Annotated in this window: 16 protein-coding genes and 2 pseudogenes; 9 read left to right on the top strand and 9 right to left on the bottom strand. The window is 65.3% G+C overall.

Going from position 1 to position 21,534, the window contains the following annotated elements:
• Positions 1-120 precede the first annotated feature (120 nt).
• On the bottom strand, positions 121-1,047 hold the full coding sequence (locus tag BN972_RS09615; protein WP_036355663.1) for a heme o synthase: 927 nt from the start codon (positions 1,045-1,047) through the stop codon (positions 121-123).
• Positions 1,048-1,317: 270 nt separating this feature from the next.
• On the opposite strand from BN972_RS09615, the gene tkt reads away from it, so the two are divergent.
• Genes tkt through BN972_RS09585 form a run of 6 tightly spaced genes read left to right on the top strand, consistent with a single transcriptional unit; the run spans position 1,318 to position 8,224 of the window.
• The gene (gene tkt / locus BN972_RS09610; protein WP_036355659.1) at positions 1,318-3,423 is read left to right on the top strand and encodes a transketolase; all 2,106 of its coding nucleotides are present in this window, start codon (positions 1,318-1,320) and stop codon (positions 3,421-3,423) included.
• A 14-nt stretch (positions 3,424-3,437) separates the two neighbouring features.
• Positions 3,438-4,556: a transaldolase gene (gene tal, locus BN972_RS09605; protein ID WP_036355657.1), complete on the top strand. Its 1,119-nt coding sequence runs from the start codon at positions 3,438-3,440 to the stop codon at positions 4,554-4,556.
• On the top strand, positions 4,553-6,082 hold the full coding sequence (gene zwf / locus BN972_RS09600; RefSeq protein WP_036355655.1) for a glucose-6-phosphate dehydrogenase: 1,530 nt from the start codon (positions 4,553-4,555) through the stop codon (positions 6,080-6,082). The genes tal and zwf overlap by 4 nt, the downstream gene beginning before the upstream one ends.
• A gap of 40 nt (positions 6,083-6,122) precedes the next feature.
• Positions 6,123-7,034 carry a glucose-6-phosphate dehydrogenase assembly protein OpcA gene (opcA, locus tag BN972_RS09595; RefSeq protein WP_036355652.1) on the top strand — a complete coding sequence of 304 codons (912 nt, stop codon included), beginning with the start codon at positions 6,123-6,125 and terminating at the stop codon, positions 7,032-7,034.
• Positions 7,031-7,771, top strand: coding sequence for a 6-phosphogluconolactonase (gene pgl, locus BN972_RS09590; RefSeq protein ID WP_036355649.1), 741 nt, complete (start codon positions 7,031-7,033; stop codon positions 7,769-7,771). The genes opcA and pgl overlap by 4 nt, the downstream gene beginning before the upstream one ends.
• A 51-nt stretch (positions 7,772-7,822) precedes the next feature.
• Positions 7,823-8,224 carry a hypothetical protein gene (locus BN972_RS09585; RefSeq protein WP_036355647.1) on the top strand — a complete coding sequence of 134 codons (402 nt, stop codon included), beginning with the start codon at positions 7,823-7,825 and terminating at the stop codon, positions 8,222-8,224.
• A 7-nt stretch (positions 8,225-8,231) separates the two neighbouring features.
• Here the strand turns inward: BN972_RS09585 and BN972_RS09580 are convergent, their stop codons facing one another.
• The 3 genes from BN972_RS09580 to BN972_RS09570 are packed head-to-tail and all read right to left on the bottom strand — an operon-like array spanning position 8,232 to position 13,889.
• On the bottom strand, positions 8,232-10,565 hold the full coding sequence (locus tag BN972_RS09580) for a molybdopterin guanine dinucleotide-containing S/N-oxide reductase (RefSeq protein WP_036355644.1): 2,334 nt from the start codon (positions 10,563-10,565) through the stop codon (positions 8,232-8,234).
• 21 nt (positions 10,566-10,586) lie between these two features.
• Positions 10,587-13,394: a phosphoenolpyruvate carboxylase gene (gene ppc, locus BN972_RS09575; protein ID WP_036355641.1), complete on the bottom strand. Its 2,808-nt coding sequence runs from the start codon at positions 13,392-13,394 to the stop codon at positions 10,587-10,589.
• 33 nt (positions 13,395-13,427) lie between these two features.
• Positions 13,428-13,889 carry a hypothetical protein gene (locus BN972_RS09570; protein ID WP_051545181.1) on the bottom strand — a complete coding sequence of 154 codons (462 nt, stop codon included), beginning with the start codon at positions 13,887-13,889 and terminating at the stop codon, positions 13,428-13,430.
• A 126-nt stretch (positions 13,890-14,015) separates the two neighbouring features.
• On the opposite strand from BN972_RS09570, the gene secG reads away from it, so the two are divergent.
• Entirely contained in the window at positions 14,016-14,249 is a 234-nt protein-coding gene (gene secG / locus BN972_RS09565) for a preprotein translocase subunit SecG (protein ID WP_036355638.1), read from the top strand.
• Positions 14,250-14,256: 7 nt separating this feature from the next.
• Here the strand turns inward: secG and BN972_RS31160 are convergent, their stop codons facing one another.
• The gene (locus BN972_RS31160) at positions 14,257-15,519 is read right to left on the bottom strand and encodes a putative bifunctional diguanylate cyclase/phosphodiesterase (RefSeq protein ID WP_390176203.1); all 1,263 of its coding nucleotides are present in this window, start codon (positions 15,517-15,519) and stop codon (positions 14,257-14,259) included.
• A 9-nt stretch (positions 15,520-15,528) separates the two neighbouring features.
• Positions 15,529-16,002, bottom strand: a pseudogene (locus BN972_RS31155) (PAS domain-containing protein); the annotation flags it as partial.
• 280 nt (positions 16,003-16,282) lie between these two features.
• Here BN972_RS31155 and BN972_RS09555 point away from each other — a divergent pair.
• The gene (locus BN972_RS09555) at positions 16,283-17,794 is read left to right on the top strand and encodes a hypothetical protein (RefSeq protein WP_051545175.1); all 1,512 of its coding nucleotides are present in this window, start codon (positions 16,283-16,285) and stop codon (positions 17,792-17,794) included.
• Positions 17,795-17,806: 12 nt separating this feature from the next.
• Here BN972_RS09555 and tpiA read toward each other — a convergent pair whose 3' ends face one another.
• Genes tpiA through gap form a run of 3 tightly spaced genes read right to left on the bottom strand, consistent with a single transcriptional unit; the run spans position 17,807 to position 20,861 of the window.
• Positions 17,807-18,592, bottom strand: a complete 786-nt coding sequence (tpiA, locus tag BN972_RS09550) for a triose-phosphate isomerase (protein ID WP_036355634.1) — start codon at positions 18,590-18,592, stop codon at positions 17,807-17,809.
• A 14-nt stretch (positions 18,593-18,606) separates the two neighbouring features.
• Entirely contained in the window at positions 18,607-19,839 is a 1,233-nt protein-coding gene (locus BN972_RS09545) for a phosphoglycerate kinase (RefSeq protein ID WP_036355631.1), read from the bottom strand.
• A 2-nt stretch (positions 19,840-19,841) separates the two neighbouring features.
• Entirely contained in the window at positions 19,842-20,861 is a 1,020-nt protein-coding gene (gene gap / locus BN972_RS09540) for a type I glyceraldehyde-3-phosphate dehydrogenase (RefSeq protein ID WP_036355628.1), read from the bottom strand.
• Positions 20,862-21,278: 417 nt separating this feature from the next.
• Here gap and BN972_RS09535 point away from each other — a divergent pair.
• Positions 21,279-21,534, top strand: a pseudogene (locus tag BN972_RS09535) (hypothetical protein); the annotation flags it as partial.

Below are 21,534 nucleotides of genomic sequence, written 5' to 3'. Positions count from 1 at the left end.
AGTCCAGCCAAGGGAGCCGCGGCGGGCCCCCGACGTGGACCGAATTACGTTGTGGCGCTGAGCGTTTAAGACAACGAGCGGCAGCGCGGACACCGGCCGCGCGGTTTCAAATCGCCCTGGTCACAACAGCGTGGGAAGCGCGATCGCCGAGTCGACAGCCAGTGCGCAGAACACCAGGGCCAGATAGTTGTTCGATTGCAGGAACAGCCGCAGCGGCTTGACCGTTTCCCCCGCCCGCACACCGGCGTACAGCTGATGCGCCATCGCCAGGAACCACACTCCGGCCACCAGGGCCACGGCCGCATACAGCCAGCCGGTCGCCAGCGCCAGCGTCAGGGTCGCCAGCACCGTAAGCCAGGTATAGATCAGGATCTGTTTGGTGACCTGTTGCTCGGTCGCCACGGCGGGCAGCATCGGCACGCCGGCGACTTTGTAGTCCTCCTTGTACCGCATAGCCAAGGCCCAAGTGTGTGGCGGCGTCCAGAAGAAGATGATCGCGAACATCGCCAGCGCGGGCCAGCCGATGGTGCCGGTCACAGCCGACCAGCCGATCATCACCGGCATGCAGCCGGCCGCGCCGCCCCACACCACATTCTGCGAGGTACGCCGCTTGAGCAGCAGGGTGTAGACGAACACGTAGAACGCAATGGTGGCCACGGCCAGCAGACCCGAAAGCAGGTTGGTGGTCCACCACAGCCAGCCGAACGAGCCGACGCTGAGCAGCAAGCCGAAGACGAGCGCGTGCCGCGTCGGCACTGCGGCTCGGGCCAGCGGCCGCCGCGCCGTCCGCTTCATCACTTTGTCGATGTCGGCGTCGGCCACACAGTTCAGCGTGTTGGCACCGCCCGCCGCCATCATGCCTCCGACCAGCGTGTTGAGGATGAGTAGCGGGTTGACGCTGCCCCGGTGGGCCAGCAGCATCGCCGGGATGGCGGTGACCAACAGCAGTTCGATGACCCGTGGCTTGGTCAGCGCCAGGTACGCCAGCAAGGTGCCGGTGATCCGGCTTGTTGTCCTGCCCGACGCGACGCGCCCGCGAACGCTCACGCAATAACTCCTCGGGAAAATCGCAGCCGCGCGCAGCTTCTACTACACACGATGGTAGACCGCGCAGGCTCAACCACAGACCCGCAGGGTCGATTCGGGCCGTTTCTTCCGGCATTCGACCCCGTCCAGGCGCCGACTGCACAGCTCACCACCCCGACACGATATTTTCACATCGCCTCCGCGGGGTACACAGAACTGGGCCTGCAGCGGCCACCCATCCCGCACTAGGGTGGGATTGATCAGTTTGATGACCCCAGGACTGAGGACTGAATGACCACACTCGAAGAGATCTCCGCCCTTACGCAACCGCGCCACCCCGACGACTGGACCGAGATCGATTCGGCTGCGGTCGACACGATCCGGGTCCTGGCCGCCGACGCCGTCCAGAAGGTCGGCAACGGTCACCCAGGGACCGCGATGAGCCTCGCCCCGCTGGCCTACACCCTGTTCCAGCGCACGATGCGCCACGATCCCAGCGACGTGCACTGGCTGGGCCGCGACCGGTTCGTGTTGTCCGCCGGACACAGCAGCCTGACGCTCTACCTGCAGCTCTACTTGGGCGGCTTCGGTCTCGAGCTCGAGGACATCGAGTCGCTGCGGACCTGGAAGTCCAAGACCCCGGGGCACCCGGAGTTCCGGCACACCAAGGGCGTGGAGATCACCACCGGCCCGCTGGGCCAGGGATTGGCCTCGGCCGTCGGGATGGCGATGGCGGCGCGGTATGAGCGTGGCCTGTTCGATCCGGACGCCGAACCGGGCACCAGCCCGTTCGACCACCACATCTACGTGATCGCCTCCGACGGTGACATCGAAGAAGGTGTGACCTCCGAGGCGTCATCGCTGGCCGGAGTCCAGCAACTGGGCAATTTGATCGTGTTCTACGACCGCAATCAGATCTCGATCGAAGACGACACCAACATCGCCCTGTCTGAGGACACCGCGGCCCGCTACCGCGCCTACGGCTGGCACGTGCAGGAGGTCGAGGGTGGCGAGAACGTAGTCGGCATCGAAGAGGCGATTGCCAACGCGAAGGCCGAAACCGATCGGCCGTCGTTCATCGCGCTGCGCACCATCATCGGTTTCCCGGCGCCGAACCTGATGAACACCGGCAAGGCGCACGGTGCCGCGCTCGGTGACGAAGAGGTCGCCGAGGTCAAGAAGATCCTCGGTTTCGACCCGGACAAGAACTTCGAGGTGCGCGACGAGGTGATCGCGCACACCCGCAAGCTGGTGGACCGCGGTAAGGAAGCTCACGAGAAGTGGCAGCAAGACTTCGACGCCTGGGCCGAGCGCGAGCCGGAACGCAAGGCGCTGCTGGACCGGTTGACCGCTGAGGAACTTCCTGAAGGTTGGGATGCCGAGCTGCCGCACTGGGACCCCGGCGAGGACGCGATTGCCACCCGCAAGGCCTCCAACGAGGTATTAAACGCGGTGGGCCCGAAGCTTCCGGAGTTGTGGGGCGGTTCGGCCGACCTGGCGGGCAGCAACAACACCACCATCAAGGGCGCGGATTCCTTTGGCCCACCGTCGATTTCGACGAAGGATTACACCGCCCACTGGTACGGCCGGACGCTGCACTTCGGTGTACGCGAGCACGCGATGGGTGCCATTCTGTCCGGCATCGTCCTGCACGGCCCCACCCGCGCCTACGGCGGCACCTTCCTGCAGTTCTCCGACTACATGCGTCCGGCGGTGCGGTTGGCGTCGCTGATGGACATCGACACCATCTACGTGTGGACGCACGACTCGGTCGGGTTGGGTGAGGACGGTCCGACGCACCAACCGATCGAGCATCTTTCGGCGCTGCGGGCCATTCCGAACCTGTCGGTGGTGCGCCCGGCCGACGCCAACGAGACGGCATATGCCTGGCGCACGATTCTGGCGCGGGGCAACGGCAGCGGGCCGGTGGGGTTGATCCTGACCCGTCAGAACGTCCCGATACTCGAGGGCACCAACCTGGAAGGTGTCGCGCGTGGCGGCTACGTGTTGGGCCAGGAGGCCGGCGGCCGGGAAGACGACGACGAGCCCGACGTCGTGCTGATCGGCACCGGTTCCGAGGTTCAGCTGGCGGTCGGGGCGCAGAAGTTGCTGGCGGACAAGGACATTGTGGCGCGGGTGGTCTCGATGCCCTGCGTAGAGTGGTTCGAGTCGCAGCCCAGCGACTACCGCGACAGTGTGCTGCCCCCGTCGGTGTCGGCGCGGGTGGCTGTCGAGGCCGGCGTCGCGCAGTCCTGGCACAAGCTCGTCGGCGACACCGGCAAGATCGTGTCGATCGAGCATTTCGGCGAATCGGCCGACTACAAGACCTTATTCCGCGAGTACGGCTTCACAGCGGAAGCCGTCGCTGCCGCCGCGGAAGAAGCACTCGATAATTGAGAAGGTGATTGAAGATGACCCAGAATCCAAACCTCGCGGCGTTGAGCGAGGCAGGGGTATCGGTATGGCTGGACGATCTCTCGCGGGACCGGATCAAGTCGGGCAATCTGCAGGAACTGATTGACACCAAGAGCGTCGTCGGGGTGACCACCAACCCGTCGATCTTCCAGAAAGCGCTGGCCGACAGCGATACCTACAACGACCAGGTTGCCGAGCTGGCCGAGCGCGGCGCCGACGTCGATGCCACCATCCGCACGGTCACCACCGACGATGTCCGCGACGCCTGTGACGTGTTGCGGCCGCAGTGGGAGTCCTCCGATGGTGTCGACGGGCGGGTATCGATCGAGGTCGACCCGCGACTGGCCCACGACACGGACAAGACCACGCAGCAGGCCCTCGACCTATGGAAGACCGTCGACCGGCCGAACCTGCTGATCAAGATCCCCGCCACCGAGGCCGGTATCCCGGCCATCGCTTCTACCCTGGCGGAAGGGATTTCGGTCAATGTCACGCTGATCTTCTCGGTGGAGCGTTACCGGGCGGTGATGGGCGCCTACCTTGAGGGACTGGAGAGGGCCAAGCAGGCCGGCCACGACTTGTCCAAGATCCATTCCGTCGCTTCGTTTTTCGTGTCCCGGGTGGACACCGAGGTGGACAAGCGGCTGGAGAAGATCGACTCCGACGAGGCGCGGGCGCTGCTGGGGCAGGCCGCGGTCGCCAATGCCCGGCTGGCCTACGCGGCATACCAGGAGGTGTTCGAGGGCGGCGAGCGGTTCGAGGCGCTCAAGGCCGACGGCGCCCGGGTGCAGCGGCCACTCTGGGCGTCCACCGGCGTGAAGAACCCCGACTACTCCGACACCCTGTATGTCACCGAGTTGGTGGCGCCCAACACGGTGAACACCATGCCGGAGAAGACGATTGACGCCGTGGCCGACCACGGCGTGATCAACGGCGACACGGTGACCGGCACCGCAGCGGAAGCCCAGCAAGTTTTCGACAAGCTGCAGGACATCGGCCTTGACCTGGACGACGTGTTCATCGTGCTCGAGAACGAGGGCGTCCAGAAGTTCGAGGAGTCCTGGAGTGAGCTACTCGAGGAGACTCAGGCGCAGCTGGACTCCGCCAAGAAATGACCCAAGCGTGGCATAACCCGCTGCGGGACAAGCGGGATAAAAGGCTGCCCAGAATCGCCGGGCCGTGCGGCATGGTGATCTTCGGGGTCACCGGTGACCTGGCCCGCAAGAAGGTGATGCCGGCGATCTACGACCTGGCCAACCGCGGCTTGCTGCCCCCGACATTTTCCCTGGTGGGTTTCGCGCGCCGCGACTGGACCACCCAGGATTTCGGGGACGTGGTCTACAACGCCGTCAAACAACACTGCCGGACCCCGTTCCGGCAGGAGAACTGGGACCGGTTGGCCGAGGGATTCCGTTTCGTGCCAGGCGCTTTCGACGACGACGACGCCTTTGCCCGGCTTGCCGAGACGCTGGAAAAGCTCGACGCCGAGCGCGGCACCGGCGGCAATCACGCGTTCTACCTGGCCATCCCACCGAAGTCCTTCCCGCAGGTGTGTGAACAGCTGCACAAGTCGGGGCTGGCTCGGCCACAGGGTAGCCGGTGGAGCCGGGTGGTGATCGAGAAGCCGTTCGGGCATGACCTGGCCAGTGCGCAAGACCTGAACAAAACGGTCAATTCCGTCTTTCCGGAGGAATCGGTCTTTCGTATAGACCACTACCTCGGTAAGGAGACGGTGCAGAACATCCTGGCGCTGCGCTTCGCCAACCAGCTGTTCGACCCGATCTGGAACGCGCATTACGTCGACCACGTACAGATCACCATGGCCGAGGACATTGGCCTGGGCGGCCGGGCCGGCTACTACGATGGCATCGGCGCCGCCCGCGATGTGATCCAGAACCACCTGATGCAGCTGCTGGCATTGACCGCGATGGAGGAGCCGGTCAGCTTCAATCCTCATGCCTTGCAGACCGAAAAGATCAAGGTGCTGTCGGCGACCCGGCTGGCCGAGCCCCTCGACGAGACCACCAGCCGCGGCCAGTACACCGCCGGCTGGCAGGGCGGGGAGAAGGTAGTCGGGCTGCTCGATGAGGAAGGGTTCTCCAAAGACTCGATAACCGAGACCTTCGCCGCGATCACCCTCGAGGTCGACACCCGACGCTGGGCCGGAGTGCCCTTCTACCTGCGGACCGGAAAACGCTTGGGCCGCAGGGTCACCGAGATCGCGCTGGTCTTCAAGCGGGCGCCGCACCTGCCGTTCGACGCCACCATGACCGACGAGTTGGGCACCAACGCGATGGTCATCCGAGTACAACCGGACGAGGGCATCACCCTGCGGTTCGGTTCGAAGGTGCCGGGCAGCGCGATGGAGGTCCGCGACGTCAACATGGACTTCTCCTACGGTTCGGCATTCGCCGAGGAATCGCCGGAGGCCTACGAGCGGCTGATTCTCGACGTGCTGCTTGGGGAGCCGTCCCTGTTCCCGGTCAATGAGGAGGTCGAATTGGCCTGGGAGATACTGGATCCCGCGCTGGACAACTGGGCATCGCACGGGAAACCGGACCCGTACGAGGCGGGCACTTGGGGCCCGGAATCGGCATTTGAGATGCTGCGCCGCACCGGCCGGGAATGGCGGCGGCCGTGATCTCGCATTGTGGACGCAGGGGTGCTGAGGAGCGGCGCGGATGATTGTCGACATGCCTGACACCACCACTACGGCGGTGAACAAGAAGCTCGATGACATGCGCGAGAAGGCCGGCATCGTCACCATGGGCCGAGTCCTCACGTTGATCATCGCGCCGGACAGCGAGGCGGTGCTCGAAGAATCCATCGAGGCCGCCAACGGGGCCAGCCATGAACACCCCAGCCGCGTCATCGTCGCGATGCGCGGCGACCCGTACGCCGACAAGCCGAGCCTGGACGCCCAGATCCGGGTGGGCGGCGACGCCGGTGCCGGCGAGGTCGTCGTACTCAAGCTGTCCGGGTCGCTGTCCGGTCACGCCAACAGCGTCGTGATCCCTTTCCTGCTGCCCGACATCCCGGTGGTGGCGTGGTGGCCCGACGTCGCTCCGGCGGTTCCGGCGCAGGATCCGTTGGGCAAGTTAGCGATTCGCCGCATCACCGACGCCACCAATGGGGTCGATCCGTTGTCGGCGATCAAGAGCCGGCTGGCCGGCTACACCGCGGGCGACACCGACCTGGCGTGGAGTCGCATCACCTACTGGCGGGCGCTGCTCACCTCGGCCGTCGACCTGCCGCCGCACGAGCCGATCGAGTCGGCCCTGGTTTCGGGTCTGCGCGACGAACCTGCCCTGGATATCCTGGCGGGCTGGCTCGCCCACTGCATCGACGGCCCGGTGCGCCGCGAGGTCGGCGAGCTGAAGGTGGAATTGGTGCGCAAGAGCGAGACCATCGTGTTGAGCCGGCCGCAGGAGGGAACCACCGCAACCCTGAGCCGCACAGCCAAGCCCGAAGCGCTGGTTCCGTTGGCGCGCAGGGAAACCGGTGAATGCCTGGCCGAAGACCTGCGTCGGCTGGACGCCGACGAGATCTTTCACGCCGCGCTGCAAGGCATCGAGAAAGTGCAGTACCAGTGAGCGCAGAGGTTGAAGTATTCTCCGACGGTGAGGCCCTGGTGCAGGCGGCCGGCGAACGATTGGTCAGCACCATCAATGCCGCGGTTCAGGCTCGTGGGCAAGCGCTGATCGTGCTCACCGGCGGCGGCAACGGTATCGCCCTGCTGCGCTACCTCGCCGACGGACAACAGGTCGACTGGTCCAAGGTCCACCTGTTCTGGGGCGACGAGCGCTACGTGCCCGAGGACGACGACGAGCGCAACGAGAAGCAAGCCCGGGAAGCGTTGCTCGACCACGTTCCGGTGCCGGCGAGCCAGGTGCATCCGATGGCGGCCAGCAACGGCGAATTCGGTGCCGACATCGACGCTGCCGCGTTGGCCTACGAGCAGATCCTGGCCGCCAACGCCGCACCCGGTGAGACGGCACCCGATTTCGACGTCCACCTGCTGGGCATGGGACCCGAGGGACACATCAACTCGCTGTTCCCGGACACGCCCGCGGTACGCGAGACCGACCGCCTGGTGGTCGCGGTCGAGGACTGCCCGAAACCGCCTCCCTTGCGAATCACCCTGACGTTGCCCGCGATTCAGCGTTCCCGGGAGGTGTGGCTGATCGTTTCGGGTGCGGGCAAAGCCGACGCGGTGGCCGCCGCCCTCGGCGGCGCCGATCCGGTGTCGGTCCCGGCGGCCGGCGCCGTGGGCCGGGAGACCACCCGATGGCTGCTCGATCGGGACGCCGCGGGCAAACTCTCCGATTGACAGCGGGCAATTGCTGCCGGGGGTAGGTCCTCCGATGTCAATGCGGTAATAATGACCGTCATGGCAGACAGAAGCGGCGGCCGCCCGACCCCAGCTCGGCAAAGAGTGAAGACGCTTACCCAGGCGGCGTTGAATGCCGACAAGACGGTAGAGCAGGTCGAGGACGTCCTCGACGGTCTGAGCACCTCCCTGGTCGAGCTCAACAAATGCCTAGGTTCCCTCAATGCCACCGTGGAGCGCATGGAAGGTGGCCTGAACCATCTGGACAGGACGCTGTCCAGCTTGGACGACCTCGCGCAGCGGTTGGTTGTACTGCTCGAGCCGGTGGAGGCCATTATCGAACGGTTCGACTACGTGGTCGGCCTCGGCGAAACGATGATGACGCCGCTCTCGGCGACCGAACACGTCCTGCGTGGCGTGCTGGACCGGCTACGAAATCGGTCGGTCCACTAGGCCATCGCTATTCCTGGCCCCTCAAGTCCTCGCCGCGCCGAACCAGTGGCGGCGGTTCATGCGCACGGAGCGCAGGCAGTTCACCAATGAACTTCTCCACCTGGACCAGCACGTGCTGGCCGGTGCTGCCATGTGCCAACGAGGATGTCCCGATGTCATTGGTGAATACGTTCGGGTTGCCATGCACGCACATCGAGTCGGGATCGGCCGGGTCGGCGGGATCGAACCATGCGCCGGTCGCCAATTGCACCACCTGCGGCCGCAAATCGTCGTCGACCACCACGCCGGCCAGGCAGGCCCCTCGATCGTTGAATACCCGCACGATGTCGCCGTCGCCTAGACCGCGCGCCGCCGCATCCGCCGGGTGCATCCGGATCGGTTCTCTGCCATCGATTTTCGATGCCATACTGACCGCCCCGTGGTCGAGTTGGCTGTGCAGCCGGGTGCGCGGCTGGTTGGCGATCAGGTGCAGCGGGAATTGGGCGGCCCGCGGGCCGTGCAACCATTCGGCCGGTTCGAACCAGGTGGCGTGGCCGGCGCAGTCGTGCAGCCCAAATCCGTCGATCGTCTCCGAGAAGATCTCGATGCGCCCACTCGGCGTCCCCAACGGACAATTGACCGGATCGGCGCGGAAGTCGGCGAACCACGTCAGGCCGGTTCGGGTCGGCAACTCGAGCTCGCCGGCGTGCCAGAACTCGGCGAAGGCCGGCACAGCGAAATCTTGTTCGGCCGCCCACTTGCCGTACATGTGCTCCAACCATTCGTAGCCGGTGCGGCCCTCGGTGAACCGCTCGCCGAACCCCATCCGCTGCGCCAGCGCGGCGAATGTGTCGTAGTCGTCGCGGGCGTTCGCGTATGGCGCCACCATCGCCTTCATGGCGAGCAGCGTGGAATCGGTGCGGCTGCCCCCGAAGTCGTCGCGTTCGAAGCTGGTGGTGGTGGGCACGACGATGTCGGCGTGTTTGGCCATCGCGGTCCAAAACTGTTCGTGCACAACGATTGTGTCGACCCGAGCCAGTGCCCGGCGCAGTCGCGGCAGGTTCTGGTGGTGATGGAACGGGTTGCCGCCCGCCCAGTAGACACACTTGATGTCGGGCAGATCGAGCAGTTGACCGTTGAAGGGCAGCTTGTCACCCGGCCGGTGCAACAACTCGTTGATGGCCGCAACCGGGATGAACTTGCGCACCGCATTGGAGCCCTGCGGTAGGGTCGGCAGGCCGCAAGCCAGCGGCGGGTTGCCGATGCCGTTGGAACCGTAGGCATGGCCGTAACCCCCGCCGGGAAGCCCGATTTGGCCGAGCATCGCCGCCAGGGTGGCGCCCATCCACACGGTCTGCTCGCCGTGCTCGGTCCGCTGCAGCGACAGGCTGGTGGTGATCAGGGTCCGGCCCGCCGCCATCCGTCGGGCCAGGTCCCGCAGCGTGTCCGCGTCCACGCCGCCCAGCTGCGCCGCCCACTCCGGCGTCTTCGCCACCACGTCCGCACCGCCCAGGACGTAGCGTTCGAAGCGCTCGTATCCGGTGCAGTAGGTGTCCAGGAAGGCGCGATCGACCAGTGACTCGGTGATGAGCACGTGGGCCAGGCCCAACATGAGAGCCACGTCGGCGCCCGGTACGGCCGGGATCCATTGGCACTTTTCGTCGAGATGGCCAGCGATCGCGGTGATGTCGTCCCGCAGCGGGCTCACCGACACCAACCTTCCGCCACCGGCGCGGTAGTCGGCAATGTGGTCACGATCGGGGTGGCGGGTGGTGCCACCCGGCATCACCGAGGTGTTCTTGAGCGGCAAACCGCCGAAAGCCACCAGCAGGTCGGTGTGCTCAATGATGACGTCCCAGGTCGTGGACCGGCTCATCATGTCGTAGAACTCGCCGCCGAATATGTGCGGGAAGATCACCTCCGACGCTCCGGCACTGTAACTGTGCCGGGACGCCGTATAGCCACCCAGCTGGTTCAGGAAGCGGTGCACCTGGCTCTGGGCGTGGTGGAACCGTCCTGCGCTGGCCCAACCGTAGGAGCTGCCGTAAATTGCCTCGTTGCCGTACCGGTCGACGACCCGCCTGAGCTCGGTGGCCAGCAGCTCGATCAACTCGTCCCAGCCGACCTCGACGAACTCGTCGGCGCCGCGCCGGTCGCTGGGGCCTGGGCCGTCTTCCAGCCAACCGCGCCGCACCGCGGGATTGGCGACGCGGCTGCGATGCCGAATAGCACCGGGCAGGTTCTGCAGTTGCGGAGCGGGATTGGTATCGCGGCCCAGGGCGCTCACCGCCACAATGTCGCCATCGCGGACCTGGGCGTTGAACGCGCCCCAGTGCGTCGTCGACGTGTGGGTGTGCGCCATTGCTGCAGTCTAGGCGGCCGGCTACCCGCTGTTCCGGAGCGCGCTGGCCAACCCGTTCATGGTCAGCAGGATGCCGCGCTGAACGAATTCGTTGTCCTCCCCCGAGCGATAGCGGCGCAGCAACTCCACCTGCAGGTGGTTCAGTGGCTCCAGGTAGGGGAACCGGTTGAACACCGAACGCGCCAGCGCGGCATTGTCGGCGAGCAGGTCCTCCTGCCCGGTGATCCGTTTGTACATCGCGATGGTGCGGCGATGTTCTTCGACGATCTTGTCAAACACCCTGTGCCGCAAGGCTTCGTCGTCGACCAGTTCGGCATAGCGGGCGGCCAGGCCCAAATCGCTCTTCGCCAGTACCTGCGCCATGTTGGACAGCACGCTGCGAAAGAACGGCCACCGCTCGTAGAGGTCGTGCAGCACCGCCAGCCGCTCTTCCTCACTTTCGGGGCCCGCCGCGATCCATTGTTCGAAAGCCGCTCCGGTGCCGTACCATCCCGGCAGCATCACCCGCGACTGGCTCCACGCCAGCACCCATGGGATGGCCCGCAGGTCCGCGATCGATTCGGTGGGTTTACGCGAGCTCGGGCGGCTGCCGATGTTGAGGGACCCGATCTCGCTGACCGGGGTCGAGGCCTTGAAGTATTCGACGAAACCCGGTGTGTCGTGGACCAATTCGGCGTATGCATGTTTGGCCAGCTCGGCCACTTCGTCGAGCACCGCGTAGGCCGGTTCCGCGGTATCCCCGAGGCCTTCGACATCCAGCAGCGTTGACTCCAGGGTGGCGGCCACCAGGCTCTCCAAGTTGCGCTGGGCGGTCCGCGGCTCGGCGTACTTGGCGGCGATCACTTCACCCTGCTCGGTGAGCCGCAGGGAGCCGTTCACCGCGCCGGGCGGTTGCGCCAGGATGGCCTGGTAGCTCGGACCGCCCCCGCGCCCGACGGTTCCACCGCGACCGTGGAAGAGCCGCAACCGGATTCCGTTCTTGCGGGCCGCCTCGACCAGGGCCAGCTCGGCGCGGTACACCGCCCAGTTCGCGGCCAGGTATCCGCCGTCCTTGTTGGAGTCGGAGTAGCCGAGCATCACTTCCTGTTCGTCGTCGCGAGCGGCGACCATGGCCCGGTACAGCGGGAGTTCCAGCATCGACTGCAGAATCGCCGCGCCGTTGTGCAGGTCGTCGATCGTCTCGAACAGCGGTGAGATGCCGACCGGGCAGTACGGCTCCTCCCCCGACGCGTCCAGCAGGCCCGCCTCCTTCAACAGAATTGCCACCTCCAAGATGTCCGACACCGACTGACACATGGAGATGACGTAGTTGGGAACCGCTGCGGGACCGTAGGTTTGGACGGCGTGGGTGGCGGCGCTGACAATGTCGAGTTCCTTGCGCGCCAATTCGGACAGTTGCGCGCGGTCCCTGATCAGCGGACGGCGGGTGCTCAGTTCGGTCACCAGCAGTTCGACCCGCTCCTCTTCCGGGAGCGAGGCGTAGTCCGGGTGCACGCCGGCCCAGGCCAGCAGTTCGGCGACCACCTCCTCGTGTACATCGGAATTCTGCCGCAGGTCCAGCCCACTGAGGTGAAACCCGAACACGTGCACGGCTTCCCGTAACAGCGCCAGCCGGTCGTCGGCCAGCACCGCACTGCCGTGGGTGCGCAGCGAAGCGTCAATGGTGTCGAGGTCGGCCCGCAGCTCTTCGGGCGTCTCATACGACGGCAGGCCGAGATCGAGGAGGTGCTGTGGCTGCTCGTCCAGGATCGCGGTGGCGGTGGCGCTCAGCCGGGACCGGATTACCCGCAACGCCCGCCGGTAGGGCTCGTCAGCGCGTGCTTTGTCCTGGCAGCCCTCCGCCAGCTCGGCGAGTTCGGATGTCACGTCGAGCAGCCGCGACGACATCGAGAGCTCCTGCTCGAGGTGGTCGAGTTCGGTCAGGTAGTGGGACAGCGCGGTGTAGGCCGCGCTGCCCGTGGCCAGCCGAACCACCTCGGCGGTCACGTTCGGGTTGCCGTCGCGGTCGCCACCGATCCACGACCCCGGGCGCAGCACCGGCGCGGACAGCGGCTTCGCGTCGGGCCAGCGCTTCTGCAGCGCCTCCCGCACCTCGGCGTTGACCCGCGGAATGACTTCGAAGAACGATGCCGGGTAATACCGCAGTCCCACTGCGATTTCGTCGCTGATCTGCAGCCGGGACAACCGGATGATCGCGGTCTGCCACAGCGTGAGGATCTGGCGGCGCAGCTCGAGTTCGATGCTGCGGCCGTCGTCGGTCTCGGTGTGCCCTTCGGCGTGCAGCCGCATCAATTCGGTGATGCGATGCTGGGTGACGAAGACCGTGCGGCGGCGGGTTTCGGTCGGGTGGGCGGTGATCACCGGTGCCACCAGGGCGCCTTTGAGAGCCTCGGCCACGGTCGCCGAATCTAGTTCAGCCTCATCCAGTTTGAGGTAGGTGGCGGCCAGGCTGCTGTCCTGCGGGGGTTCCCCGGCGGCGACGTGGATACTGCGGCGGCGCTCCCGGTGGATGTCCTCGGCCACGTTGGCCAGCAGCGCGAACTGGGTGAAGGCGCGGATCACGGGAAGGGCCTGGTGGATGTCGATGCCGTCGAACATGCGCGAGACCTCGGTGCGGTCGATCTCGGAGCGCCGCACCCGGAAGGATTCCACCCGGGCACGCTCGACGAGGTCGAATACCTCTTCGCCGTTCTGTTCGCGAACGGTGTCACCGAGGATGGCGCCCAGCAACCGGATGTCGGCACGCATGGGTTCGGTCGCCTCGCGTCCCAGCGCCGTTCGGTGCACATCGCCGATGGGGTCCAGCGCGGTGTCAGAAACCTCGACCATGTGTCCCAGTATTGAGGGCAACCGCCGAGTCGGCTATTTGGCAGCGACCGACGCGATGACGAACACGATGAATATCAAGGCGGGAATCCCCAGCAGAAGCCCGGCGATCAACCCGAAAATCACCTTGCTGGCCTGGTCGACGGCTGTTGTCGGTGGACCGAGTGAACCCGGACCGCCGAACGGGGGCAGCCGGTATTCAAGTTCGACCCACTGGCCAGGCGCGACATCGACCATCAGGTCGGCCCGCCCGAATTGCCTTCGATAGAGCCCATCCTGGCTGTAGGCCTGCAGGTGGTGGCGACCCGGAGCGGCCGGCGCCAGGATGCGATTCCACCCGGCGGACGGTATGTGATAGCCGTCCAGTACGAGCTTCGGGGTGAACTGCCAACGGGCTGTCAACTGCGAGGCAGCGGGAAGCTTGGGAATCACCGCAATGCCACTGCTGGGGCCGTGGGCGGGTTGGCCGTAGGGCCAGCCTGGCTGGGGATGGTTCATGGGCGCGCCCCGATCGACGGCGAATTTGCAGCTCACCGTACCCCCGGTACAGCCTCACCTGGGCTGATTCCGTCTCATTGGTGCGTCCGTCGCGGGCGGTTTGGTGGCGTTGGGTAGTCTGCCCGTATGGAATTGGCCCTGCAGATCACCCTTGTGGTCACCAGCGTGCTGGTGGTGTTGCTGGTGTTGCTGCACCGCGCCAAGGGTGGCGGCCTGTCGACACTGTTTGGTGGCGGCGTGCAGTCCAGCCTGTCTGGCTCCACGGTGGTGGAAAAGAACCTCGACCGTCTGACGCTGTTCATCACCGGGATCTGGCTGGTTTCGGTGATCGGCATGGCCTTGCTGATCAAGTACCGCTGAGCGGCCGTCAGAATCTGAACAACTCCGGCGCTACCGGCTTGCCGAAGTGCCAACCCTGCGCGGAGTCGCAGCCCAGGGCCCGCAATCGGGCCGCCTGGCTGGGGGTCTCGACCTGTTCGGCGGTGACGGTGAGTCCCAGCGTGTGAGCCAGGTCGATCATGGCTCTGGTGATCTGTTCATCGGCCAGCCGACCATGAATGTTGCCACCGAGATTGTTGATGAACTCGCCGGCGAGCTTGACCACATCGACCGGCAGATCCCGCAGGTAGGCCAGGCTGGAGAAGCCGGTGCCGAAATCGTCGATTGCGATCGACACGCCCATGGCCGACAGTTGCTGCATCCGGCGTACCGATGTCTCGTCCTTGCCTAGGACCGCGTTTTCGGTGAGCTCCAATTGCAAGGCATGCGGCGGCAGGCCGTTGTTGTGCAGTGCGTTCTTGACCACCGAGAGAAAGCTCGGATCACACACATTGCGGACGGCGACATTGACGCTGACGAACAGCGGCGAATCGACCGCCTGGCTGGCCCGCCAGCCCTGCACGTGGCGACACGCTTGCTCCACCACGAAGGTCGTCAGCGGCACGATCATGCCATTTCGCTCGGCGAGATTGATGAATCGGTCCGGCAGCAGTGTCCCCAGCGTCGGGTGCTCCCACCGCACCAAGGCTTCGGCTCCGATGACGGCGTTGTCGGAGAGCCGCACGATCGGCTGGTAGACGAGGCGGAACTCACCGCGATCCAGGGCTTTGTGCATCGGGGTGTTCTCGTGGTGGCGATCGTGGATCACCCACCGGTTGCCGCCGGCCTGCTTGGCCCGCGCGAGCGTGACGTCGGCGCCCTTCATCAGGTCGACCTCGGAAATAATGGCGACCTCCTGTTCCATCACTCCCACGCTGGCGGACACGGTGATGGGGTTGCCGTCGATGTCGAAGGGCGACTCCAGAACACGCAGCACCGAGTCGGCGAGTTCAGTGACCTCGTCCGTGCTGGCCGGCTCCGGCAACAGGAAGACGAACTCGTCGCCACCGAGGCGCGCGACGAATTGCTCGGGCCGCTGCAGGCACAACGACAGCCGCTCGGCAACCTCGACGAGAAGCTTGTCACCGATGTCGTGGCCGAGTGTGTCGTTGACATCCTTGAAACCGTCGAGGTCGACGTAGCAGATGCCCACCCGGGACTGCGGGTCTTCGAACGCCGCGCTGAGGCGGTCGAAGAACTGGCTGCGATTGGGCAATCCGGTCAGCGGATCGTGTGAGGCCTGATGACGCAACTGTTGTTCGAGCTCGCGCCGGTCGGTGACATCTCCGAACACGGCCAGCGTGTAGATGGGTACGCCGTTGGCGTCGCGGATCAGGGAGACGTTGACGGTGTTCCAGATGGTGTGCCCGTCGCGATGCAGGTGCGGCTTCTCCAGGCTGACCATCTCGACGTCGCCCCGCATCAAGGCCGCGTACTGGTCCCACACTTCCATCGTGTCGTCCGGATGGGTGAGATCGGTGACCTGAAACGTCCTGATGAATTCTTCGGTCTCGTAGCCGAACATGTTCGCGAACGCGTCGTTGACCACCAGGATCTTGCCCATAATGTCGGAGATGCCCACCCCGACGCCCGACTGGGCGAACACCGCACGCAGGAGCGCCGCGTCCCGGCCGCTCGCGCCGCCGGCGAAAATCGATTCGAGAGCGCCATTGGCCGCCCTCGTGTTGGTTGTCTCCCCCGTGAGCACACCGCCCACGTCGTCTTGACCGCTCATCTCGTTGAGCTCCTCCATCCCCGAGACGACTCATCCACCTTGCAGACCGGTCACCGACACGCGGTCAACACCCGTTAGCAGTAACACACATTTTTCCAACCCGATACCAAACCAGCACCGGCAATGAGATGAACTCACCCCGGGATCCGACAAGTTGCGGGTGGTGAGGCAACTAAACGATTGTACTCAACGGGCGTATAATTAGCACAACTTCGAAAGGCCTGTTGACGGTTAGCGACTCACCAAGCAGCAGTCGAGTCCAGCAAAGAAAGACCGTGCGATGAAACATGTGATGGAACTGCGCGATGCGGGCCAGGAGGCAGCGCGTAGACATGCGTTTTTCAACTGGCTTTCTGCCGAGCACATTCCGGCGCGGGACCGACTCGCCATCGGGCCGGCCGGCGCCTTCTTCATCATGCAATTCCGGGACATGAACCGATGGGTGTTGCGCTTCCCGGAGCCGCGAGACGAATACGAATGGCTGATCAACCTTGGCACTCTCGAAGACGAGAAGCATTCGAGGATGTTCCTGGAAGATTGGCGCAAGCTCGACCTGGATTCCCGGCTGGGTTGGCGTACCAGCGACGTGCTGTGGTGGTTGTTCCTCTCACCGGATCAGGAAACGTTCCGCCGCAGTGGAATTGAGTTCATCAGGCTGGCCGTCGACGACGGTGACGACGCGCTGATCCGGTTCGGCCACTCGGAAGCCGGCGAAGCCACCGGACATGTGATGCTCAGCAACACCGCCCGCGTCGCGGCCGAGCTGTCACGCCAAACCGGTCTGGAATACCGCTATTTCGGTCCGTATCACCTCGACCTGGAATCCGGACACGTCGCCAACACCGAAGGGTTGTTCGAGGCGGTCGTGCTCGATCCCGAGCGCCGCGAACGCGCCGGCGAGGCATGTCAGCGGATGTTCGGTATTTTCGACGACATATTCACCGGGTTCTACGACTACGCCACCACGTATCTGGAACCGGGCGTCGTCCCCCACAAACCCGCCGTGGTCTCGCTGGCCCGGGATGACTGGACGGCGCCCGCGCTCGTGGTCAGACCGCGTGATGACCATGACGCCGAACTGGTTCGTCACATTGAGCAACACAAAGCGCGCCTGCGCGCGCATCCGTTCTACGACTGGCTGCGCGGCGACCAGCGCGGGGCCGCCGAGAGGCTTCGTCTGTTCATCCCGATGTGGGTGATGGACATCCTCGGGTACCGCGATTTGACCAAGTACGCCATGACCTATGCGCAGCCGGGTTGCGCCGAGGAGGAGGCGGTCAACGAGTGGGCATCGCGCTTGTCCCAACACAGCAAGCTGTTCCTCTCAGACTGGGAAGCGCTGGGACTCGATCAGGAGCTGGGCCACACAGCCAGTGACGCTCTCGAGTGGCTGTTCCTGGATGCCGATATGGACTTGCATCGGCAGAACATGGTCGAGTTCGCCAAAATCGCTCTGCGCCACCGGGATCCGGTGTTGCGCTGGTGGATGCTGGTAGCCCTGGAATCGACGGGTGAAGAGTTCTTCGCCCAGACACAGCCGCTGGCGCTGGCGGCGGAAGCCGAAACCGGTGGCCGGCTGGATTACCTCTGCGGCCGGCATGACCCGCCGAGCGTCACCGGTGATGCGGGAGGCTCGGTGGAGATCAGCGCCCCAGCGTCGCTGACCGCTGAGCAATTGGGGCTGGCGAAACACATTGCCGATCACGTATTCGCCTCGATGGACCGCCAATTGTGGCGGTCCTACGCCGTGGCGCGCGCCGGGAAGTACGCGGCACTGGCCAGTCACACGTAGGCCGGCGGCCCGTTACGGCAACGGTCCCCCGGCGGCGATGGCCGCCAGCGTCGCGAACTGCTCGCCGTCCAGCGACGCGCCGCCGACCAGTCCACCGTCGATGTCCTGTTGTGCGACGAGATCGCCGACGTTCTTGGCGTTGACCGAGCCGCCGTAAAGCACCCGCACCGTCTCAGCGATCTGCGGGGAGGCCAGCGAGGCGAGCTCGGCACGGATCGCGGCACACACCTCCTGGGCGTCGGCGGAACTGGCCACTCGCCCGGTGCCGATTGCCCAGACCGGCTCGTAAGCAATGACCACCCGATTGATCTGCTCAGCCGACAGGCCGGCCAGCGAACCGCGCAATTGTTCCACGTTGTGCGACACGTGATTTCCCGCCTCGCGGACATCGAGGTGCTCGCCGATGCAGACGATCGGGGTGAGCTCGTGTTTGAGGGCGGCCGCGGCCTTGGCGGCCACCAGCGCGTCGTCCTCGTTGTGGTAGGTGCGCCGCTCGGAGTGGCCGACGACGACGAACGTGCAACCCAGCTTCGCCAGGAAGGCCCCGCTGATGTCACCGGTGTAGGCACCGGAGTCGTGCTGCGACAAGTCCTGGGCACCGTAGGTGAGGCGCAGTTTGTCGCCATCGACCAGGGTCTGCACGCTGCGCAGATCGGTGAACGGCGGGATCACCGTGACGTCGACCTTGTCGAAGTACTTGTCCGGCAGAGCGAATGCGATCTTCTGCACCAGCGCGATCGCCTCGAAGTGGTTCAGGTTCATCTTCCAGTTGCCGGCGATCAGCGGCTTGCGGCTCACGAAGCGTCTCCCCTTCAGTTCTGCTCGGGCTGTTCGCTGCCAAGCACCTCGATGCCCGGAAGCGATTTGCCCTCAAGGTATTCCAGTGACGCGCCGCCACCGGTGGAGATGTGCGAGAAGGCGTCCTCAGGAATCTTCAGGGCGCGGACCGCGGCGGCGGAGTCGCCACCGCCGACCACGCTGAACGCGCCTTTGCCGGTCGCGGCGACAATCGCCTCGGCCACCCCCCTGGTGCCCTCTGCGTACGCCGGGAACTCGAACACGCCCATCGGACCGTTCCAGAACACAGTTCTGGCGTTCGACAGCAAGGTGGTGAACCGCTTGACCGAACCCGGCCCGATGTCCAAACCCATCAAGCCGTCCGGAATCGCGTCGGCGGCGACGGTCTGCGGCGGCGAGTCGGCGTCGAATTTCTCGGTGACCACGATGTCGACCGGCAGCCGCAGCACATCGTGGTAGGTCTCCAGCAGGTCGCGACAGGTTTGCACCATGTCCTCTTCGAGCAGCGACTTACCTACGGAATAGCCCTGTGCGGCAAGGAAGGTGAAGCACATGCCGCCGCCGATGACGATGCTGTCGGCCTTGGTGGCGAGCGACTCGATCACCCCGAGTTTGTCAGAGACCTTCGATCCACCGAGGACCACTGCGTAGGGACGGTCGGTCGAGCTGGTCAACTGCTCCAGCACCTCGATCTCGTCCGCGACGAGCGTGCCGGCGTAGTGCGGCAGCAGCGTTGCGACGTCGTACACCGAGGCCTGCTTACGGTGCACCACCCCGAACCCGTCGGAGACGAAAGCGCCTCCCGGACTGACCAATTCGGCGAGCTGCCGGGCCAAGGCGAGGCGCTCGCCGTCGTCCTTGCTGGTCTCGCGCTTGTCGAAGCGGATGTTTTCCAGCAACAGGATGTCACCGTCGGTCAAACCCTCGGCTCGGGCCAGCGCGTCGGTGCCGACTACATCACCGGCCAACTGCACATGCCGGCCGAGTTGCTCACCCAGCGCCGCGGCAACGGGGGCCAGTGAGTATTTCGGGTCCGGGCCGTCCTTGGGCCGGCCGAGGTGCGCCGTGACGACGACCTTGGCGTCGGCGTCGAGCAGGGCTTTCAGCGTCGGCACCGACGCCGTGATCCGGCCCGGGTCGGTGATGTTGCCGTCATCGTCGAGCGGGACGTTGAGATCGGAGCGCACCAGCACGCCGCGTCCGGAAACACCTTCGGCAAGAAGGTCTTTCAGAGTCGGGACGCCCACGGCTAGAGGGACTTACCGACGAGCTTGACCAGGTCCACGAGGCGGTTGGAGTAGCCCCACTCGTTGTCGTACCAGGACACCACCTTCGCCTGGTTGTCGATGACTTTGGTCAGCCCGGAGTCGAACAGCGAGCTGTGCGGGTCGGTGACAATGTCGCTGGAAACGATGGGCGCGTCGTAGTACTTGAGGATGCCCTTCAGGGGACCCTCGGCGGCGGCCTTGAACGCGGCGTTGATCTCGTCGACACTGGCCGACTTGGACAACTCCGCGGTCAGGTCGGTGACCGAACCGGTGGGGATCGGCACCCGCAGCGCGTACCCGTCGAGCTTGCCCTTCAGTTCCGGTAGCACCAAGCCGATCGCCTTGGCCGCTCCGGTGGACGTGGGCACGATGTTCAGCGCCGCCGCGCGGGCCCGGCGCAGGTCCTTATGCGGGCCATCCTGCAGGTTCTGGTCCTGGGTGTAGGCGTGGATCGTGGTCATCAGTCCCTTGACGATGCCGAACTCGTCGTTGAGTACCTTGGCCAGCGGTCCCAGGCAGTTCGTGGTGCACGAGGCGTTGGAGATGATGTTCTGGCTGCCGTCGTACTGGTCGTCGTTGACACCCAGCACCACGGTGAGATCTTCGTCGGTGGCGGGCGCCGAGATGATCACCTTCTTGGCCCCGGCCTCCAAGTGGCCCTTGGCCTTGGCCGCGTTGGTGAACAGGCCGGTGGATTCGACCACCACGTCGACGCCGAGGTCGCCCCATGGCAGCGCCGAGGGACCCTCGCGCACGGCCAGGCCCTTGATCTTGGCCGGCCCCACCACAATGGTGTCCTCGCCCTCGAGGCTGACCTCGTGCGGCAACCGGCCCAGGATCGAGTCGAACTTGAGCAGATGCGCCAGCGTCTTGTTGTCGGTGATGTCGTTGACGGCCACCACCTCGATGTCGGCGTCGCCCTGCTCCTGCTGAGCCAGTAAGGCCCGGTAGAAGTTTCGTCCGATTCGACCAAAGCCGTTGATGCCAACTCGGACCGTCACGTGTCTCTCCTTGTGTCCATAATCTGCGCTGATGATCTGCTCTTCGTCAGCCTAGATCAGTAGCGGTACCCATTGCTGGCCGGTAAGACCGCCCATCGAGTTTGAACCTAAACCGCCCGGCTACGCGATGAACGACTGGTACAGGCGTTGTGGCCCCGCTCACGTTTTGGCCCCGCCGTTTTCTTTGACGATTCAGCTCCCAAGGGATGGCGGCGGTCGCCATTCTCGCTGCACGCCTGGCGACTTATCCAAGGCCGGATATAGCCGAACGTCACCGTTTGGAAACGGCGCGGCGCGGCGCGGCTTGCGTTGCACGCCGACGCTTAATTATTGAGCCGGTCGTCAGGCACGGCTTCGGTACGGCTATGCGGTTCTGCTGGACCACCTGATGTGAAATGTCTGAGCGCGAATAAAGGAGTGACGTTGATGGCGATCTTTGATCGATTCAACATCAAGGTAATTGCCGCGAGCGCTGGGTTGTGCGGGGCCGCCATCTCGTTGAGCCCGGAGGCAGCGGCGGTCCCGCTGATAACGGGTGGCCACGCGTGCATCCAGGGCATGTCGGGTGAACTTGGCGGCGCACCCGCGGCGGGCGGACCTGCCGCTGCGGCCGGCGCGGGGGCCGCGGGCACCCACACCGTGTGCTGCGCGTACGGCGGTGGGACCGGAGGCG

Origin of the sequence: Mycobacterium asiaticum DSM 44297 (assembly GCF_000613245.1) — a bacterium.
Classification (GTDB): domain Bacteria; phylum Actinomycetota; class Actinomycetes; order Mycobacteriales; family Mycobacteriaceae; genus Mycobacterium; species Mycobacterium asiaticum.
The sequence above is the reverse complement of the archived record's forward strand: the minus strand, read 5'-3'. Positions and strand labels throughout refer to the sequence as shown.

Bases quoted from the DNA above. Each gene is read 5' to 3' on its own strand.
- tkt (WP_036355659.1), top strand. From the start codon at position 1,318: ATGACCACACTCGAAGAGATCTCCGCCCTTACGCAACCGCGCCACCCC.
- tal (WP_036355657.1), top strand. From the start codon at position 3,438: ATGACCCAGAATCCAAACCTCGCGGCGTTGAGCGAGGCAGGGGTATCG.
- zwf (WP_036355655.1), top strand. From the start codon at position 4,553: ATGACCCAAGCGTGGCATAACCCGCTGCGGGACAAGCGGGATAAAAGG.
- opcA (WP_036355652.1), top strand. From the start codon at position 6,123: ATGATTGTCGACATGCCTGACACCACCACTACGGCGGTGAACAAGAAG.
- BN972_RS09585 (WP_036355647.1), top strand. From the start codon at position 7,823: ATGACCGTCATGGCAGACAGAAGCGGCGGCCGCCCGACCCCAGCTCGG.
- BN972_RS09580 (WP_036355644.1), bottom strand. From the start codon at position 10,565: ATGGCGCACACCCACACGTCGACGACGCACTGGGGCGCGTTCAACGCC.
- ppc (WP_036355641.1), bottom strand. From the start codon at position 13,394: ATGGTCGAGGTTTCTGACACCGCGCTGGACCCCATCGGCGATGTGCAC.
- BN972_RS09570 (WP_051545181.1), bottom strand. From the start codon at position 13,889: ATGAACCATCCCCAGCCAGGCTGGCCCTACGGCCAACCCGCCCACGGC.
- secG (WP_036355638.1), top strand. From the start codon at position 14,016: ATGGAATTGGCCCTGCAGATCACCCTTGTGGTCACCAGCGTGCTGGTG.
- BN972_RS09555 (WP_051545175.1), top strand. From the start codon at position 16,283: ATGAAACATGTGATGGAACTGCGCGATGCGGGCCAGGAGGCAGCGCGT.